Here is a 19141-nt window from a genome sequence, read left to right as displayed (position 1 = left end):
TAATAGCAGTAATTCGACATATAAAACAAGGGGTAATCTAGGGTTCACCGCTGAGAATGCACCTCGGTTTTTGATAGCAAAAATTAAAATGCATATAAAAATAATGATTTTCATATGTAAATTTTATTTGCAATTAAGTGACATTTTTATTTATAGTGTCGCTAACATTTTATTAACGTGAATAAATTAAAAAATGGCTCGAAAAATGATACCGATGAAAAGTCTACTAGCTGTCACTGTTGCCACTCTACTCGCTGCGTGCTCGGAACAACCGCTGGAAATGTCTTCCACCACGAAAACGTCGACCACTGAGAGTAAATCCACCGCTATGGATGCACCCGATTACAGTGAAAAATTATCTGACATTCGCAGTGTCGCCAATCAAGGGCCCTTCAAAGCCAATTGGGAGTCACTTAAAGACTATGAGATCCCAACTTGGTACCAAGATGCCAAGTTCGGCATTTTCATTCATTGGGGGGTATATTCTGTGCCTTCGCATAATGGCGAATGGTATCCGCGAAAAATGTATCTAAGCGACACCGAAGAGTTTGCCTATCAACAAGAAAAACACGGTCCACTCACAGAGTTCGGCTATAAAGATTTCATTCCACAGTTTACCGCTAAAAAGTTTGATGCAGATAAGTGGCTGGACGTCGTCAAAAACTCAGGTGCTAAATATATCGTGCCTGTAGCTGAACATCACGATGGTTTCTCTATGTACGATAACTCCTACTCCCGATGGGATGCGGTTGAAATGGGACCGAAAAGGGATGTCATCGCTGAATTAAAAACCGCAGCGAGCAAAGCTGATATCTACTTTGGTTTATCAAGTCACCGCGCTGAGAACTGGTGGTTCTTCGAAGGTGGGCGAGAAGTGCCTAGTGATGTACAAGATGAAGCCTATCGCGACTTATACGGCCCAGCGATCAGCCGTGAAACTTCCGAAGCAGGTGAAACCCCGCCTACCCAAGCGTTTTTAGATGATTGGCTATTGAGAACCGTAGAAATTGTGGATAAATATGAGCCTGATCTGATTTGGTTTGATTGGTGGATGGCATCCGAGCCGTTTCATCAACATGTAAAAGAGTTCACCAGCTATTTCTACAATAAAGGCTCGAAATGGGACGACATGCCAGCTCTTAACTACAAAGACTTAGGTGAATTTCGCTCGTTCCCACCAGGTTCAGCAGTACTGGATATTGAACGTGGACAAATGTCCGACACCTATGAACATTTCTGGCAAACAGATACCTCTGTGTCAAAAACCTCTTGGGGCTATGTGACCAACCCGTCTTACCGAGATGCCAACTCATTAGTCGATGATTTGATTGATATTGTCAGTAAAAATGGCTCTATGTTACTCAATATCGGCCCCAAGCCGGACGGCACAATACCGCAACAAGAAATTGATTTACTGGCCGAAATTGGCAGTTGGTTAAAACTTAACGGTGAAGCGATTTACAGCACCCGCCCATGGGTAACCTTTGGCGAAGGCTCTACCGTTGTTATCGATGGTACCAACTCCAACGATGCTGAGGAGCACCGTAAAGACTTTAATAGTAGTGATATTCGTTTTACCCAAAACGGCGATGCGTTATACGCGACTTTGATGGCTTGGCCGGAGAATAGTGATGAACTTACGATCCGTTCGATTAATAGCGACAATTATCCTGACAAGATTGCCAGTGTCACCATGCTGGGCCATGACGAAGCGTTAACCTTTTCACAAACTGAAAAAGGGTTAACCATCACGTTGCCCGACACTTCACCGTCACGATTTGCTCAAGTCATTAAAATCACGAAATAGGTCCTGTTGGCAGTCATCGGTTGTGTCCGCTGGTGGCTGCCATTTTCTTTATGAATACACAATTACGCTTATCAATCTTTCTCGCTCTCTTTTGCACCCTACTTACCCCAACAAGTCACGCTATTGAGCTGCCATCTATGTATGCTGAACATATGGTCATTCAGCGCGACGCCCCTATCAAAATCAAGGGCAAAGCCGCCTCTGGCGCAAACGTTACACTCACCATCGCGGGGCAACAGCACGATACCTCTGCCGATCGACAAGGACATTGGCAAGTCACCTTAACTGCCGAATCGGCGGGTGGCCCCTTTATCCTGCGTGCCGCTGAGCCTGGCTCAACAGTTGAAATAAACGATGTGTACTTTGGTGACGTGTGGTTAGCCTCTGGCCAATCGAACATGGAGTGGAAACTCGCTTGGCAAGTCGAGAATTGGCAACAAGAAGTAAAAGACAGTAACTTTCCATTGATCCGTTATTTTGACGTACCAAACCATTATACTGCCGACGAGCAAAACAGCATCAATCACGCTCAGTGGCAACTGGCGTCTCCGGCGACTTCCGGTAACTTTTCAGCGATCGCATGGCTTTTTGCTAAGCAACTGCACCTTGAGAAAAACGTACCGGTTGCCATCATTGATGCAACGTGGGGCGGCACGCCAGCAGAGGCGTGGACCCCACTACCAACATTACGCCAGCAAGAAGCCTATCAAACCCAAGCAAGTGAACTGATGTCTGATCCCGCACATTGGAATCAAATATTTCAGGATACTCAAACCCAAGAACTGAAAAAGCAACAGCATCTCGACAGCCAAGACGGCCATCACGTTCAAGGGTTAACGCATCCTCGTTTTGATGACCATCACTGGGTAAGCGCTGACCTGCCCTTACTCAACCCTTTGCCGGATGTGCTATGGGCGCGTAAACACTTTTCACTTACCCATGCCCAACGTCGGTCTGACGGCGCACTTTTTATTGGTTATAGCCCTTCCCATGTTCAAGTCTATTTAAATGGTAAGCAGGTACAAAAGTCACCCGGGGCACAAAGAGACGACCCGTATATTTTGCCTAAAGAGCACTTTAATGCTGGGGATAATCTCATCGCTTTAAGAGCCGTAAACAGCTGGGATAACAAGGCCAATATTGCCAGCAAGGACAAACTAATACTGCACATACAAGACGCTAAGATAGCGCTCAATAATGATTGGAAAATCAATAATAAAGCAGAAGACCCGCTGCCCATGCCACCTATGTTGTGGCAAAAGCCAGGGGTGCTTTACAACGCAATGATCCATCCCTTGATTGGCTTTCCATTGAAAGGGGTTATTTGGTATCAAGGGGAAAGTAATGTAGGTCAAGCTGCGCAGTACGCGTCGCTGTTTACCTCTTTGATGAAAAGCTGGCGGGAGCGTTGGGGTCAGAAAGAGTTACCTTTTGTTTATGCACAACTGGCCAACATACATGGAATAAAAGAGCAACCAGCTCCAAGCGATTGGGCGCTGTTACGAGAAGCTCAAACGCAAGCGTTAGCACTCCCCCACACCGCAATGGCGGTATTAATGGACGCTGGCGACCCTTGGGACATTCACCCTAGAAACAAACAAATAGTCGCACAGCGCCTTTGGCACGGGGCAAAAAATGTCGCCTATCACGGTAAAAACCTTGCTTCTGGTCCTATGATCGAAAAGATGCAGGTTGACGGCACCAGTATTCTGCTGAGCTATACAGACATAGGCCAAGGCTTACGCGCGAAAGGACAGTCTCTACTCGGGTTCGAATTAGCAGGAAAAGACGGCCACTATGTGAATGCTCAAGCAAGTATTGAAGGCAATCAAGTGCGTTTACACGCCGCGGCTATAAAGGAGCCTGTATCTGTGCGCTATGCTTGGGCTGATAACTCTTTAGCTAACTTATATAACCTCGACGGGTTTCCAGCTATTCCTTTTCGCATAGGGGAATAATTAGGAAAAATACAAAGGCTGAGAACGATACACTGCTAGTCACATCTTTCTTAGCAGCACGTTAACCCAGCCTCACTCCCCAGAACTGACTAAATAGCCGACTTGTCAGACTTAGCCATCAGCGCTGACAGTCGCTATACCTGATTGCCTGATCTGTTTGTAATCCGCTAGCATGCTTTTTATTCTTGATTGATGCTCGGGGGATTTAAGTAAATTCTTCGACTCACGCTCTTGGTGATTAGAGTGCAGATTAAACAAGGCGATGGGCTCAATTTTTGATAGTTTGTGATCACTTTGCATGATGAGTTTCCACTCTCCTTGGCGGTAAATCAGTTCATTATTCGACCCACCTTGCAACATCATAAAATGACGCTCTTGCTGAGCTTGCCCCGTCAGCAATGGGAGTAAATTCTTAGAGTCAGGCGCTTCGCTAATATCCATGGGTGTGCCAGCTGCAGCGGCAACAGTAGCCAATATATCTTGTACCAAAACCGGCAACGTGAGCTGCCCCCCCTTTGCCAAGGCGTTTGGCCACGAGACAATGAAAGGGACTCTATGGCCGCCCTCGTATGCACTATTTTTACTCCCTCTGTAGTCACCGCTAGGGCGATGCCCGGAGGCAAGTGTGCCAGGCACGCGATAGGTCAACCCGCCGTTATCAGAAGTGAAAATAATCAAGGTGTCCTTGTAGCGCCCTGTCGATTTAAGGGCTGAAACGATTCTTTTCACTTGTAGATCTAATTCATGAATCATATCCAGATGCGCAGAAGGCGTGCTGCCAGCGACTTTTTCCCCATCAAAATAAGCGGGTGGCATATGGGGTAAATGCGCCATAGGGCTGGCGTAATATAAAAACAGAGGCTGCTGAATCGGTTGGCCGCGAATAAATTCAACGGCTTTTGCTGACAGTAAATCGCCGATTTTACTGGTGTCCCAAGCACTGTCCCCCATACCATCTCCTTTATCAGAAATTGTTTTCAAAGGGGTCACTGTCTGTTGATTTACATGAATGATGTTTGACGAGTCCGATAACGGCGCCCAGCGCTGATTTTCGTATGCCAAATAAAGTGGCCCTTGAATACCATCGGGAAGCATGTAGCTATAATCAAAACCGAGATCATTCGGGCCACCAGCGACCATTACCGACAAATCAACGTCTGGTATAAACCCCTCATCAGATCCACGGAACACACTTTGACCATCAGTACGCATAAAGTCACCGCCTAGGTGCCATTTACCAACGAATGCTGTTTTATAGCCGACTTTTTGCGTCACATTACCTAGCGTGGGAGCATCAGATGCAATCGCATTAGGCTGAAAACTGCCCCACACACCCCAGGGCGATTTAGAGCGATAGTTGTTGTTACCTGTCATCACCGCATAACGTGTTGGCGCGCACAAAGCGGTGGCTGAATGAGCATCATTTATCCAGACGCCCTGCTGCGCTAAGGCATCGATATTCGCTGTACGTACAACCGGCTTTTGCTGTAAAACGGTATCAGTGTAATAGCTAATATCACCTAGCCCGATGTCATCGGCGAGAATAACGACAATATCCGGTTGCTCAGGGTTACCAAGGACATAGTGCGGAAGGATGAGCAGAAACATCATGCTCAATATGCTCAGTTTGTATCGAGTGTTCACAGGTGTTCCTCTTGACGGGGGCAAAGTTAATAGTTGGTATCACCGCTATTCCACGCCAACAAAACTGAGCGTGTAAGTATGTGTTCCCGGCTTATTAACTTCGTACATTTTCTTATGTAATGAAACTACTTCATCGCGATAATGCGTTTCGTTATCGACTTCAGCTAAATACGTATTCACTTGCTTTTTCAAATACCCATACCAAGGCTCATTAGCGCTCTTTTCAACATGGGCTAAAAGCACTTGAGACACAGCAGAAAGGTCTGATGTGTCAGTATCTGGGTAATGGTCTAGCATCGAATATTTGACCTGCGCGATATCACGCAACAAGCGCGAAGTAGACGCTCTGCGGTCATTTATCGCTTTCACTGCTAATGCTTGCTGGTACATAGGCGTGGTCTCAATCGCCGCTAAGTTAACGCCACTTGAAAGCAAAGAGTGCGAAAAAATACCAACAAACTTTTGATCAATATGAAGGCTGTATTGGCCTTTTTTGAGGCCCCTAATTTGAAGTCGCTGTTGATTTAGCTCGTCCATAAAAGGTACCCATTGCAATGCTTGTTTTTGGGCTTTCGAAACAGGAAACGGCAATGCTGCTGCCTCGCATGAGAAGCCTACAAAGTCTCTAGCAGTGCGTAAGTCACCGTTAAGAGCGCAGTTTTCAAATACATTGAGATTCTCTCTGCTGACATCAATCGAAATATTAGCAACGTATTTATTTGCTTGCTGAGCCTCTAAAAATGCATACGACATAACGAAATGCCCTGCCTCGCCAGGATGAACTCTGTCAGCTCCGACCAAAGTAGCGCTAGGATCATTGACTTGTAGCGCAGCGTTCACCTCAAGCATGGGTTGCTGAAAATCCACTACTTCTGCACCAAACTCTTTGGCAACTTTGGTCAGTTCGCCAGAGAAAGCCTGCAACGCGTCGTTCACACCGTAGTTATTGGCAGAAGCAACCCGGGCACTTTGATCATAAATAGAAGGTGTTAAGAGCACGATCTTTGTTCCAAGCTCGTTTAATCTGAGCATAATTTTTCGCATATTAGTTAAATAGGCGGTTTGTATTACTGCTGCTTCTTTGTCTCGCGCAATGCGCGCAGCTTCGTCCTTCGCTGGCGTTTCGTATAAATAGCGCCCAACATCATTCATGCCTAGCATGATTGTCGCTACAGCAGGCCGGTGCGGAGCGATATCCCTGTCAAATCGGCGCAGGGTACCTAAAGCGGTGTCACCAGAAATACCCCCATTTACGTAAAAGACGTGATTTTGCGGAAAGCGCGTCGCATTAAAAAGCGCGATGTTTTGGTGATAACTGCCACCATGGGTAATTGAGTCACCAATAAAGACCAATACGTCCTCACTCATCAACTGCGCCGTGCTTGAAAGCATGCGCGGCATAGACGCTACGCGATAACTAAAAAGCAATGTCACTAGCCCAATTGAAATGAACATGTATTTTAAAACGGTAGAAAACCGTTCGATTTGATTCTGCGAACCAAGTAACTTTATTTTCAAGAGCAATATATTCATGTGTGAATTAATCATTTCCTTACGCTTCTTGTTTAGAATTTTTTGTTAGGATCGCTTTTCTATATTTATTCGGTGTGCAACCGTATTGTTTCTTAAATTGAGCGATAAAATGCGAGGGGTTAGAGAAGTTTAAATCATAGCTAAGATGCGTAATGGACACCCTGCTTTGCCCCAACATTCTAGCAGCATGATACAGCCGATGACGCACCACATATTCAGAATAAGAAAAGCGAAAAATGCTTTTAAAGACCCGAGAAAAGTACGATGGGGATAAGTGACATTTCTTCGCTGCATCTTCCAAACTTAACGCTACACTCGGTTGCTTTCTAAAGATTTCCATTACGGGTTGGATCTTAGCGTTGAGGGATCTTGAACTTAAAATTCTCGGTACTTGGGCATTTAAGACTTCGCCGTGTTCTTTAAGCATGACCAGCGCTAAATTCAACAAAGCGATGCATTTTTCATGATATTCATCCGACTTAAAGCTCTCATGAGCCCAGCGAATGATCTGCAGTAATTGCTCTTGAAACGCAGCAGGAATGCGAAAATGTATACCCACTTCGAATAAGGTGGACAGAGCACCGAATTGACCGGTCTCAAAAAGCGCTTTAGGAAATTGCACCACATACCATGACTTAGCCTGCTCAGTTAGGTCAAAATCATGGGTCTCCATGGCAGGGGTATAAACCACATCGAACGAACGTAAAGGCGTCTCTCCCTGATGGTAGTGAAAGGTGCCAGCGACGTGTTCAAAAAAAATGAGCTCTTGTACTTCATGGAAATGCATTTCGCATTGATAGTTTTCTTTCTCTTGATAACTCACATGATGTATTTCGATTTCATGACCATCTTTTATGCAACAAGGTTCGCAATAGGCACCTAATTGAGACGTATTCATTGACTTGCTCCATTGGTTTGTTGGCTCATTTTCAATGACGTCACCTTCACCACCACAGATGTTGAGAGCCCAGTACGTTGATAGGTCTTAGCTTTATTGGCAGCTAATGGCTCCGCATCTTCCCATGAGAAAGCACGAATGGTGGCCTGCCCCACTTTGAGAGCGCTTATTTGTCCAAATTTATCGACACTGACCACATTAGGATTGCTAGACTCCCAAATAACACCTTGGCGCTGTGCATGTTTGGGGAAAGCGCTGATATCTAGGTTCGCACTCTCTCCCGGTGACAAAATTGTCTGGGACGCGTCAATGGTTAGCTTGGTCACTGGGGTAAGTTTGTGCTTGTCTAGAATGGCACCTAGATATCGATAAACAGCAGCTTGCTTCGGGGTTAATTGGCTGATGTCTAACCCACTGTAACGCTTTAATTGCCAGGCTTTTTCAACGACCTTGTTTCCTTGGCGTTCAAGTGGGTCAGTGCGCAGGTCAAAGAATCGCCCATCAGGGAAATCCTTGTCTGGTGCGTAGCGTTTAAACTGTTTATTGAATGCGTAACGTAAGACTTTGTCTTCGTCTTTGTATGTTTCGTTGCCGATATACCAAGTGTAAATATATTCTCGGTGTTCTTTGGTTTTCTGACCCGTTGCTTGAGGCCAGAAACTGATGCCGTCTATCTGCTGAGCGTCAGGCAATTCGATACCCGCCGCTTGAGCAATTGTTGGGTAAATATCGGTCAAGTTAACCAACCCATCGTACGTGCGATAATCAGCATGCTTGCCACTTGGTATTTCCCCGGGATAATGTAAGACCAAAGGCACATGTAACCCGTTGTCTGCGTTGCCTCCTTTCCTGCCGGGATAAATGCTTCCGTCAGGTAATACGTGTCCGAAACTTTCTTTAGTGCCGTTGTCGCCCATGACAACAATCAAGGTGTTATCAAGCAATGCTTGCTGACGTAACTTTTCCACCACCTGGCCAATCAACTTATCCATGTAGCGGATCATGTCAGGAAAGTATTGGCGGTCGTCCCCTCGGGTGTTGTTGTAATCGGCATTTTCTGGAAACCCATCGAATATTGATTCGGGTTGCGTATCAGGGGTAGGTTTATGATCGTCATGTACCAAAATCATGGGATAATATAAAAAGAAGGGTTTGTCTTTGTTTTGCTCTATAAATTGTAACGCGTGGCGATTAACGATATCTGGTCCATACCAACGCCTGCCAGTCGCTGGGTCGAGATCTTTTCGCCCATTATAATTATGCACCTCACCGTTTATCACCAAGTTAGGATTAATATAGCGCTGGCCTTCTGTGACCACGTCAAAAGCGGCGTAATCGTCCCAACCAAACTGACTTATGTACTCTTTACCCGGTACCTCTACTGTGCCTCTGGTTTGCTTCCATTTACCAAACAAGCCAGTGGTATAGCCGGATTTTTTAAACGCATCGCCAAAGGTTAAATCGGAACTGTGTTGAGATTTAGGCTGCAGGTAATTTCTATCGTTTCGCTTGCCACTCATTAGGGCTATTCGCGTGTTTTCACAGATAGGATAGGCAAATGCACGGTCTACTCTTATCCCTTGCTGTGCCAGCGCATCAATACTAGGAGTAGCAAACTCAGCACCACTAAATTCACCATCATAACTGTGTAATCGGTTAGCACCATAAGCCGTCACACCATAGTGACTTAAATCATCAATTAAAATCAGTACCACATTGGTATGTGTATTGTTCGGTTTAGATGGTTCAGATGATGCCGTAGTCGATTCAGTTGCCGCTGCGCTAACAAATGAATCGTTCTCACCCGACTGCCTGACACACGCCGTTAGTGCTAGCGACACGGCTATACAAAGAAAAGAAGCAACGCGTTTTAGGTGCATCTGTGTACCAAATAAAAAGCCAATGATTTACATATGATACACATAATTTATATTTAATGTATACTGCTTTACCTACATCTGTTGCAATAATGTAAATAAAGAGGGTTCAATGATTATTAGAAACACGGCAATCACATTGCTAGCTTTGTGTGTGGCATCTCCTACTTTGGCTAACGACCATCCTTGGTTTGATACTCAGCTCCCTACCAATGAGCGCATCGAGTCTTTGATAGACGCCATGACCCTAAAAGAAAAAGCGTCGCAACTGGTTAACGGCAACGTGGCCATTGAACGCTTAGGTTTACCTGAGTACGATTTTTGGAATGAAGCATTACACGGCGTAGCCAGAAACGGCAGAGCCACGGTTTTTCCTCAAGCCATAGGAATGGCTGCCACCTTTGATCAGGACTTATTGTTACAAGCCGCGACGGTTATTTCAGATGAGGCACGGGCAAAATTTAACGTTTCCAGCGAAATAGGCAATCGCAGTAAATATTCTGGCTTAACCTTCTGGACTCCTAATATCAACATCTTCAGAGATCCCCGCTGGGGGCGAGGTCAAGAGACCTACGGCGAAGACCCATACCTAACAGCACAAATGGGTAAGGCTATGGTGAATGGTTTACAAGGTGACCACCCCAAGTATTTAAAAACAGCAGCAGCGGCGAAGCATTTCGCAGTGCACTCAGGGCCAGAAGCGTTGCGCCATGAATTTGATGCCATCGCCTCAGAAAAAGACATGTACGAAACTTATTTCCCCGCCTTTGAAGCCTTGGTTACAGAAGCTGATGTTGAAACCGTTATGGCTGCGTATAACCGAGTGAACGGTCATCCCGCGGGCGGTTCAGATTTCTTGTTAAATACCGTGCTTAGAGATAAGTGGGGATTTAGCGGGCATATCGTGTCAGATTGCTGGGGTTTAGCGGATTTTCACGAGTATCACAAGGTCACTGCCAACGCTGTCGAGTCAGCTGCTTTAGCTATCAACACAGGGACAGATTTAAACTGTGGTTCTGTTTATACTGCCCTTCCCGATGCGGTGGAAGCAGGTTTAGTGGACGAAAAGACCATAGACACGCGTTTGCATAAAGTCCTTGCCACTAAATTCAAATTAGGCTTTTTTGACCCCAAAGACGACAACCCTTACAACAGTATTTCTGCTGATGTGGTTAACTCTGACGCACACGCCGACGTTGCCTACGAAATGGCGGTAAAATCTATTGTGCTGCTACAGAATGAAAACCAGGTTTTGCCTTTAGACAAGAATATTCGAAACGTGTATGTCACCGGTCCCTTTGCCAGTAGCAGCGAAGTCTTATTGGGGAATTATTACGGCTTGAGTGGTAAAACTACCAACATTCTTGATGGCATAACCGCCAACGTAAGCGTTGGCACCACCATTAATTACAAACAAGGCATTTTGCCCTATCAAGCGAACGTTAACCCCATCGACTGGACAACAGGGGAAGCCAAGCAAATGGGAGACGTCATCATAGCGGTAATGGGCTTGTCTGGCGCTTATGAAGGTGAGGAAGGTGAAGCGATTGCCTCTCCTCATAAAGGCGATAGGTTGTCTTTGGATTTACCAGAGCATCAAATTGAATTTTTGCGCAAATTAAGAAAAGACAATGATAAGCCTGTTATTGTGGTATTAACCGCAGGCACCCCGGTAAATGTCACTGAAATAGCACAACTCGCGGATGCTATTGTGTTTGCTTGGTACCCAGGCCAAGAAGGCGGTAAAGCCGTGGCCGATATCCTGTTTGGTGAGCGCTCACCGTCGGGTCGCCTTCCCATCACCTTTCCCAAATCAGAAGCCCAACTTCCTCCTTACGACGACTACAGTATGCAAGGGCGCACCTATCGTTACATGACTGAAGAACCCATGTATCCATTTGGTTTCGGTTTAAGTTACGCCACGGTCAAATTTGATAATATTACCCTTGGCAACGCAGAGGCACTCAGCAGCACGGATGGTCAAAAAGGCACCTTGGATGTATCGGTGAATGTCACTAACACTGGTACTCGTGAGTTGGAAGAGGTAGTACAATTGTACTTGAAAACGCCCAATGCCGGCATAGATCAGCCAATCCAGTCGCTGAAAGGGTTTCAGCGGATCAAACTGGCGCCGGGGCAAACTGGACAAGTCTCATTTACTGTGTCGAAGAAACAGTTGTATTCCATAAACGCCAAAGGCAAACCCGTGCTACTCGAGGGAGATTACCACGTCATTGTAGGTAACGCGTCACCGGGCAAGCGCAGCGAAACCCTAGGGGCGGCTAAACCACAAATAGCCAAGTTCGTGTTGTAAACCAGCGCGCCTTGTAATCAAGGTGTCTCATGAATAAGCTGTAAGGAAGCAACTTCAAAACCACCTTAGCGAAAAAAGCCAACGTAAAGTTGGCTTTTTTGTTAACGAAAACCTAGCGCTTTGCGTAGGTTACCAACATAAAATACAGCGGTTATAACTGCTATGCACCACGAATCATTCGGCCTCAACCTTCATCATTGCAACATTATCAAACACAGTAATGCCCGCTTGTGCACCGCTCAGACGCAAGGTGATTTTCTGCCCTTTATGGCCTGAAAAATTGTAGGTGTAAGGTGAGAAGACATTCCCTGAAACCACAACAGAATCCAGCACCTTACCTTGTTCGCTTAGCACGCTTAACCTGCCACCCGAATCAGCGCTATCGCTGATATTTTTAGCGTGTACGGTAATCTCATATTGCCCTTCATCAACCAACGTCACCGTTTGCTGTGCATGACTTTGCGCCCCTAACTTTACGCCCCAAGCTTGGGTGTAACTCATGTCAGGCTCATCAGAGAAAGTGGCTTGTTTTCCTGCTAATTGCCAACTGTCAGCCCGCGACGATGATTCAAAACCCGCATCATTAATTAGGTTATCTGCTGATGATTGCAACTGGTAGCTGCGCACGTGGTCGTAGTAAGCAGTATTGATACTTGGGTCATCTAACTCGCTCTCATTGGGATAAGGCGCATGCCCTTCTGGTATCCATTGCGGTTGCCAATCGTATGTTTCGACTACCATTCGCAGCGACATTTCACTATTGAACGGCACTTGGTCGCGCTCATGAGCCAGATTAACCGTGCCTGTACGATTGCCATTAAAATAAAAGTGCATTTGATTTGGCGTTACCCACCACATTGAGTAGGTGTTGAAGTCTGCCGAGAGCTTATTTTGACTGTCATATTTTACGCCCTTTGAAATGTATGGCGCGCCTTTACACTTACCATCCACCATTTCGCTCGGTTTATAGTGCGTGTTTGAGCGCATCACATTAGCCCAGTTGTCCTCTGGCCAGCCGCCAATCGTTTCAAGAATATCCAATTCTGTGGAGTGGTATTTACCGCATCCTTTGTGCCGATCATCAGACTCATCCGAGTGCAACCAAAACGTTGTCGACATTTTGGTTTTGGACGCTTTGATGCGCGCTTCGAAGTAACCGAAGGTGGCAGGAGTCTTGCCAGACACCGCAGAGCCCCCCATGGAATAGGTTTCATTCGGCTTAGGATGAGTCGACGTTTTTAGCTCAAGATTGCCGTTCGCCACTTTCACGTTTGATGTCAGAAACTCGGCCGGAGGGCGCCCCTGCCACGTCGTAATGTGGTCTCGCCATTTTGTGCTATCGAGTTCCCCAGCGTTAAATTCATCAGACATACTGTCAATGGGCAGCCATTCAAAGCCCTTAGGTGCATCGGGTAAAAAGCTCGGGACAGGGCTTTTTGCCGCTGCCGCCGGTATATCGCTATTGCCTTGCTGGCAGCCAGCCAAGCAAAACGCTGCCGCTAAGGCCGTTAATAGCGGCCCGTTATTGTTAGCAATCATAAACATTCCTAATGTTAGATAAAGAATAATTCCCTGGGCAGTTAAAGCACGTCAGGGGGAGGGTCAGTTAATTCGATTTTGATCCCAAGGGCATAGTTTCCCGCGGGCTTGCTCGGTAGCGTTACTGTGAGTTTGTCGGCATCTTGTTGCCAAACCAGTTCCTCGTCGTTGGCCAACAACGAGACACGTTTTATCGGATCGATAAGATGATGTTGCTCACTGCCAAGGGCGTTGAAGGAAACAGTGTCTTGCTTTTCTGGCCAATCAAGCACAAAAGCATAGATAGACTGGCCCTTACGGGTGTAACGGATATCGCGGGAGGTATAACCTGTGTCTTTGTGATTGCCGTGCAGCACAAGTTTGGCGTTGGTAGGGCCTTGGCCGAAAACACTGAATGGCCTTGTTTCGTAAATCCCCTCACCATTTTTATCCAGCCATCCCCCTAGCTCCATAAGCACGTCGACTTGATCTTGAGAAATAACGCCATTCACATCAGGCGCAACATTGAGCAGAAGGGAACCGTTTTTACTGACAATATCAATCAGGTCACCAATCAACTTATCCGCTGGCATGGTTTGCCAATCGTCATTGTAAGACCAGCGCCAACCACCTAACGACATGTCGGTTTGCCAAGGCATATCTCGTATTCGGTCTAATTTACCTGACTCCACATCAAGTACCGCGGAGCCATCAGGTATAGGCTTGTAGCTAATGTTCTTATAGTTAAGTACGACGCCTTGCTCATTCTTAACCCCCTGGTTGTAGTATTGAGCGAGAAGCGATTTACGCTTTTCTTCGTACTCAGGATTAGAAAAGCCTAAATCGAACCAGAGCAAGTCAGGCTCATACTGCTGCATCATGTCCATACTACGAGCAAACCATTGGTTTACATGTTCTTCACTGTGGGGGTCGGTAATCGCATGCGGTTTGCCATAAAAGTCCTCAAAGGCGGGGTCAACTGTGTCCGTCCCTTCTTTGTATCCCCACCAATACCAGCCGTAAGCATAGTGAGATGACATGCCTACCTTCATACCTTTTGCTCTAGCGGCTTCGAATATTTCCCCCACAACGTCCCGTTTAGGGCCCATATTGACGGCGTCCCAGCGGGTAATGTTGGAATCATACATGGCGAAACCGTCGCAATGCTCGGCAACAGGGACCACATATTTAGCCCCAGCTTTTTCGAATAAGGCTATCCATTGCTTTGCATCAAAGTCTTTACCGTGAAATTTTGGAATGAAGTCCTTGTAGCCAAATTCTTCTGTGCCACCATAGTGTTCTATGTGGTGCTGATACACTTTATTCACTCTATCTGGGTTCGGATTGCCTTTAATATCAACCGTTTGCTCTCGATACATATGGTATCCATAAAATGGCCCTAAATATTTAGGCACCACATAGGGACCCCAATGTATAAAGATCCCCAACTTTGAATCTTGGAACCACTGTGGGGTTTGATACTGTTTTAGTGAGTCCCACGTGGCTTCATACGGACCAGAAATAAAGGCTTCTGAATGGGCAGACGAGACGCCTTGCGCGCCTATTTTCGCATTTACTTGTGTATCTTTTTGCGCAACTGCGTGTGTCGTTAAAAATCCGCTCAATAACATCCCTATTATCGCGCTGGCATATGTAAAGCGAGCCATCAGACTATTTCCTCATCTATCACTTAGTAATCAATCTAGTTATTCATTCAGCCGTTAAACCAGTCATATTTTGCACAATAAATTATCACATATAAATATAACCATTTAAATTTAAACTGACGATCATTCAACCATTATGACTATTTAACCCGCATTTCAAACTAGGTTAACGCGAGTTTCAGGTCATATATTTTGTTCATCTCAATCCACTTCTGGCCTTCTTCTGCCCAAGGCAAAGGTTTTTGAAATTGCCACATGAGCGCTTCCCATTCATCACTCTTCGCTCTGCCTTCTGGGGTAGCCGGTTCCGCGTTTGGATCATAATGCTCGTTGGTTTCCATTATCATAAAAAGCCTATCCCCTAGATGATAAATCTCCATATCAACTATGCCCATTTCTCGCATGTTTTGCGTGATTTGTGGCCATGCTTTGTCTGGCGTATGAAACGCTAAATACTGCTCTATCAGCGCTGGATCGTCGATTAAATCTAACGCCAAGCAATAACGTTTGTGAGTCATGTGTTTTCCTTCATCAAAATTTCTGCGTGATAAATGCATAAAATAATTGTTGTCAATTTGTAAATACGGTACATTTAAATTAAATATGAATCAATTAATTAACATGTAAATTTTGAAAGCATTTATTTGAGCTAGATTTACATATTAAAAGAGGTGTTCTACCAGATGCTTTACGCCCGCTATGCCACTTTGTTCGTCATCACCCAGGTATGTTTGCTGTTCTCTTTTACAGGTAGCGCAAAAACAGTTCAGGTCAAAAACGACTGGGAGAACCCAGACGTGATACAAATCAACAGGTTACCCGCCAGGGCAACCTCCTATTCTTTTGATACGCCAGAACAGGCTTTGACCCGAGATCGCAACCAATCCACCATACAAAGCTTAAATGGCCAGTGGAAGTTTCATTTTGCTGAAAAAAGTCAAAATCGCCCCATGAATTTCTTTCGCACGGATTTTGACAGCCAATCTTGGTCTACCATCACCGTCCCTGCCAACTGGGAGCTAGAGGGCTATGGCACGCCAATTTATACCAACTCGGTATATCCGATGTTTGAAGATGAAAATGACATCGTTTTACCCTTAATCACCCGTGACAATCCTGTAGGCTCCTATTTAACGGACTTTAGCGTCCCCGAAGACTGGCAGGATGAGCAGATTATTTTGCACTTTGGTGGTGTAACCTCGGCCTATTACGTTTGGGTTAATGGACAAAAAGTTGGCTATGCTCAGGGCAGTCGCCTGCCATCTGAATTCGATATTACCGATTACTTAGTACCTGGCAATAACACCTTAGCAGTGCAAGTATTCCGCTGGAGTGATGGTAGTTATTTAGAAGACCAAGATCACTGGCGATTAAGCGGCATTCACAGAGAAGTCATGCTGATGGCTCAGCCTAAAGTCGCTCTGAACGACTTTTTTGTGCAAACCCATTTAAGCGATAATTACCAACAGGGTATGATTGAAATCAATCCTAAACTGTCTAACCCTGAGCGTCAGAAATTAGCAGGTTGGACAGTCAAAGCTGCACTGTACGACGCCATGGGTAAAGAAATCGACGATACCCGCATGCAAGTTAACGCCACAAAATTAACCCGCGTGGCCTATCCTCAGCGTGATAATTTCGCTTTCGGGTTAATGAAAACCAAGGTAGATAAACCAGCACTATGGACATCAGAAACCCCTAACTTGTATACCCTAGTGTTAAGTTTGCACAACAAACAAGGGGAGCTGGTTGAAACACGCAGCACCAGAGTCGGCTTTCGCGATGTGAAATTTGGCCCCGAAGGAGAGTTGTTGATTAATGGCCAAAGTGTTGAAATTATTGGGGTAAATCGTCACGACCATGACGCGAAAAAAGGTAAAGCGCTGGATCGCGAAGATCTACGTCAAGACGTTATCATGCTCAAGCAATTTAATTTTAACTCAGTACGCACCTCTCACTATCCGAATGATCCGTATTTTTATGAACTTGCGGATGAGTACGGTTTGTACATTATGGATGAAGCAAATATTGAATCTCATGGTGTGGGCGGCCTGCTTGCGAACTTACCCCAGTGGAACTATTCCATGAGTCAACGTGCCATGCGCATGCTTGAAAGAGATAAAAATCACCCGTCTATTATTTCATGGTCTATGGGTAACGAGTCAGGAACTGGCCCTAACTTTGCCGCGATAGCAGGTTGGTTAAAAGATAAAGATCCTACGCGATTTGTGCATTATGAAGGCGCACAAGGTGATCCAACGCACCCACAATACGTCGGTTTAAGCGAACGCTACCCGACCGATGAAGAGAAAAGTCAGTATTACACCCCTCTTGCTAATCCGACGGATCCGAAGTTTGTTGATGTCATTAGCAGAATGTACCCCACCCTTGACGAGCTTAAAGGCTTAGCTGACAGTCCGCATATTGAGCGTCCTATTTTAATGTGTGAATACGCCCATGCGATGGGTAACTCCTTGGGTAATCTTGCCGAGTACTGGGAAATGGTTCGAGCACGACCAAACCTCATCGGCGGCTACATCTGGGACTGGATTGACCAAGGAATAGAGACACAGAACGATCAGGGGGAAACCTACCTTGCCTATGGCGGAGATTTTGGTGACACGCCAAATGCATCTAACTTTTGTTTAAATGGCGTGATGGACTCCTACCGCCAACCTAATCCTCATGCATGGGAAGCAAAATATGTTTTCCAGCCAGCGGAATTTACCTTAGTGGAACCTGCGAAAGGTAAAGTATCAGTGCTTAATCGCTTTTTCTTCAACAACCTAGCTAACTACGATATTAGCTGGTCGCTTTCTGAAGATGGTAAGCGTATTGAACAGGGCCTTATTCAGCCAGGTGATGTGGCACCTGGTGCACACAAGAGCCTGGAGATCCCCTATCAAAAACCGAGCATTAAGCCAGGTGCAACCTATTGGTTAAAAGTCAGCTTATTACTTCGTGACGATACGTTGTGGGCGGCCAAAGGCCATGAGTTAGCGAAAGCGCAATTTAGTTTGCCTTTCTCTCGCCCAGCTGAAGAAGCGCCTATCAGCGCAAGGGCATTGCAAGTGGATGACACTGCAGCGAAGTTAACCATCGCTGCAGACACAGTTAGTGTGACCTTCAATAAAACAACTGGTTACTTAGATAGCCTCATTTCTGATGAGCTGAAAATCCTACACGAACCACTTAAACATAACTTTTGGCGTCCTCAGACCGACAACGATCGCATCGGTTGGAAAACCCTCGAAAATAAGAAAGTATGGTTTGAGGCGACGCAGCATTTAGCACTTGGCAGCTTTGATTACCGCCAAACTGATACAGGCGTAATAGTAAACACCCGCCATACTAACGGCGCTTCTGTGAAAGTAGATACCCAATATCACATTGATGCAGCGGGTAATGTCACCGTGCAAGTCGCACTTGATGCCGATAAAGACTTGCCTGATTTGTTGCGAGTAGGTATGTCTACAGCGGTCAGCGGCACGCTCGAGCGCATGGCGTACTATGGTAAAGGCCCTCACGAAAATTATATCGATCGTAATCAAGGCGCCGAAACTGACGTATACCAAGGGGTAGTTTCAGACTTTGTACACAGCTACGCCCGCCCTCAAGAAAATGGAAACCGTACTGGAGTGAAGTGGTTAACCTTAAGCGATTATGCTCAGCATTCCTTCACCGTAAAAGGCAAACAAGACCTCAGTATATCAGTATGGCCTTGGTCAGCTGAGAACTTACAAGAAGCAAACCATCCATATGACTTGGTGGAACGGGGAATATTTACCGTCAACATCGACCTTATCCAAGCTGGAGTAGGTGGAATTGACTCATGGAGCCCTAATGCGGCACCAATCAAAAAGTATCAGTTGCCATCAGGTCAGTATCAATACCAATTCACCCTAGCTGTAGGTAAGCATTAATC

11 protein-coding genes are annotated in these 19141 nt (G+C 45.8%); 4 read left to right on the top strand and 7 right to left on the bottom strand.

Going from position 1 to position 19141, the window contains the following annotated elements:
- Window positions 1-214 precede the first annotated feature (214 nt).
- Both PATL_RS04245 and PATL_RS04240 read left to right on the top strand, forming a co-directional pair.
- On the top strand, window positions 215-1807 hold the full coding sequence (locus PATL_RS04245) for an alpha-L-fucosidase (protein WP_041714226.1): 1593 nt from the start codon (window positions 215-217) through the stop codon (window positions 1805-1807).
- A 50-nt stretch (window positions 1808-1857) separates the two neighbouring features.
- Window positions 1858-3765 carry a sialate O-acetylesterase gene (locus tag PATL_RS04240; protein WP_011573719.1) on the top strand — a complete coding sequence of 636 codons (1908 nt, stop codon included), beginning with the start codon at window positions 1858-1860 and terminating at the stop codon, window positions 3763-3765.
- Between the two features lie 111 nt (window positions 3766-3876).
- Here the strand turns inward: PATL_RS04240 and PATL_RS04235 are convergent, their stop codons facing one another.
- Genes PATL_RS04235 through PATL_RS04220 form a run of 4 tightly spaced genes read right to left on the bottom strand, consistent with a single transcriptional unit; the run spans window position 3877 to window position 9720 of the window.
- Window positions 3877-5409 (bottom strand): sulfatase family protein, encoded by a 1533-nt coding sequence (locus tag PATL_RS04235; RefSeq protein WP_011573718.1) that lies wholly within the window; start codon window positions 5407-5409, stop codon window positions 3877-3879.
- Window positions 5410-5454: 45 nt separating this feature from the next.
- Entirely contained in the window at window positions 5455-6942 is a 1488-nt protein-coding gene (locus PATL_RS04230; RefSeq protein WP_049765849.1) for an SGNH/GDSL hydrolase family protein, read from the bottom strand.
- A 19-nt stretch (window positions 6943-6961) separates the two neighbouring features.
- Window positions 6962-7840 carry a helix-turn-helix domain-containing protein gene (locus PATL_RS04225; RefSeq protein ID WP_011573716.1) on the bottom strand — a complete coding sequence of 293 codons (879 nt, stop codon included), beginning with the start codon at window positions 7838-7840 and terminating at the stop codon, window positions 6962-6964.
- Complete coding sequence (locus PATL_RS04220; protein ID WP_011573715.1) at window positions 7837-9720, bottom strand: sulfatase-like hydrolase/transferase; 1884 nt, start codon at window positions 9718-9720, stop codon at window positions 7837-7839. The genes PATL_RS04225 and PATL_RS04220 overlap by 4 nt, the downstream gene beginning before the upstream one ends.
- A 109-nt stretch (window positions 9721-9829) precedes the next feature.
- On the opposite strand from PATL_RS04220, the gene PATL_RS04215 reads away from it, so the two are divergent.
- Window positions 9830-12031 (top strand): glycoside hydrolase family 3 C-terminal domain-containing protein, encoded by a 2202-nt coding sequence (locus PATL_RS04215; protein ID WP_011573714.1) that lies wholly within the window; start codon window positions 9830-9832, stop codon window positions 12029-12031.
- Window positions 12032-12205: 174 nt separating this feature from the next.
- Here PATL_RS04215 and PATL_RS04210 read toward each other — a convergent pair whose 3' ends face one another.
- The 3 genes from PATL_RS04210 to PATL_RS04200 all read right to left on the bottom strand — a co-directional run bounded on the left by PATL_RS04210 (window position 12206) and on the right by PATL_RS04200 (window position 15734).
- The gene (locus tag PATL_RS04210) at window positions 12206-13570 is read right to left on the bottom strand and encodes a family 16 glycosylhydrolase (RefSeq protein WP_011573713.1); all 1365 of its coding nucleotides are present in this window, start codon (window positions 13568-13570) and stop codon (window positions 12206-12208) included.
- A 41-nt stretch (window positions 13571-13611) separates the two neighbouring features.
- Window positions 13612-15216, bottom strand: a complete 1605-nt coding sequence (locus PATL_RS04205; RefSeq protein WP_011573712.1) for an alpha-L-fucosidase — start codon at window positions 15214-15216, stop codon at window positions 13612-13614.
- Between the two features lie 161 nt (window positions 15217-15377).
- Entirely contained in the window at window positions 15378-15734 is a 357-nt protein-coding gene (locus tag PATL_RS04200; RefSeq protein WP_011573711.1) for an L-rhamnose mutarotase, read from the bottom strand.
- A gap of 165 nt (window positions 15735-15899) precedes the next feature.
- On the opposite strand from PATL_RS04200, the gene PATL_RS04195 reads away from it, so the two are divergent.
- Complete coding sequence (locus tag PATL_RS04195) at window positions 15900-19139, top strand: glycoside hydrolase family 2 TIM barrel-domain containing protein (RefSeq protein ID WP_011573710.1); 3240 nt, start codon at window positions 15900-15902, stop codon at window positions 19137-19139.
- The last annotated feature ends 2 nt before the right edge of the window (window positions 19140-19141 follow it).

The organism is Paraglaciecola sp. T6c (assembly GCF_000014225.1).
Taxonomy (GTDB): Bacteria; Pseudomonadota; Gammaproteobacteria; order Enterobacterales; family Alteromonadaceae; genus Paraglaciecola; species Paraglaciecola atlantica_A.
The sequence above is the reverse complement of the archived record's forward strand: the minus strand, read 5'-3'. Positions and strand labels throughout refer to the sequence as shown.

Coding starts and splice junctions, on each gene's coding strand:
- PATL_RS04225 (WP_011573716.1), bottom strand. CDS start 7,840: ATGAATACGTCTCAATTAGGTGCCTATTGCGAACCTTGTTGCATAAAA.
- PATL_RS04240 (WP_011573719.1), top strand. CDS start 1,858: ATGAATACACAATTACGCTTATCAATCTTTCTCGCTCTCTTTTGCACC.
- PATL_RS04215 (WP_011573714.1), top strand. CDS start 9,830: ATGATTATTAGAAACACGGCAATCACATTGCTAGCTTTGTGTGTGGCA.
- PATL_RS04210 (WP_011573713.1), bottom strand. CDS start 13,570: ATGATTGCTAACAATAACGGGCCGCTATTAACGGCCTTAGCGGCAGCG.
- PATL_RS04200 (WP_011573711.1), bottom strand. CDS start 15,734: ATGACTCACAAACGTTATTGCTTGGCGTTAGATTTAATCGACGATCCA.
- PATL_RS04220 (WP_011573715.1), bottom strand. CDS start 9,720: ATGCACCTAAAACGCGTTGCTTCTTTTCTTTGTATAGCCGTGTCGCTA.
- PATL_RS04230 (WP_049765849.1), bottom strand. CDS start 6,942: ATGAATATATTGCTCTTGAAAATAAAGTTACTTGGTTCGCAGAATCAA.
- PATL_RS04195 (WP_011573710.1), top strand. CDS start 15,900: ATGCTTTACGCCCGCTATGCCACTTTGTTCGTCATCACCCAGGTATGT.
- PATL_RS04245 (WP_041714226.1), top strand. CDS start 215: ATGAAAAGTCTACTAGCTGTCACTGTTGCCACTCTACTCGCTGCGTGC.
- PATL_RS04205 (WP_011573712.1), bottom strand. CDS start 15,216: ATGGCTCGCTTTACATATGCCAGCGCGATAATAGGGATGTTATTGAGC.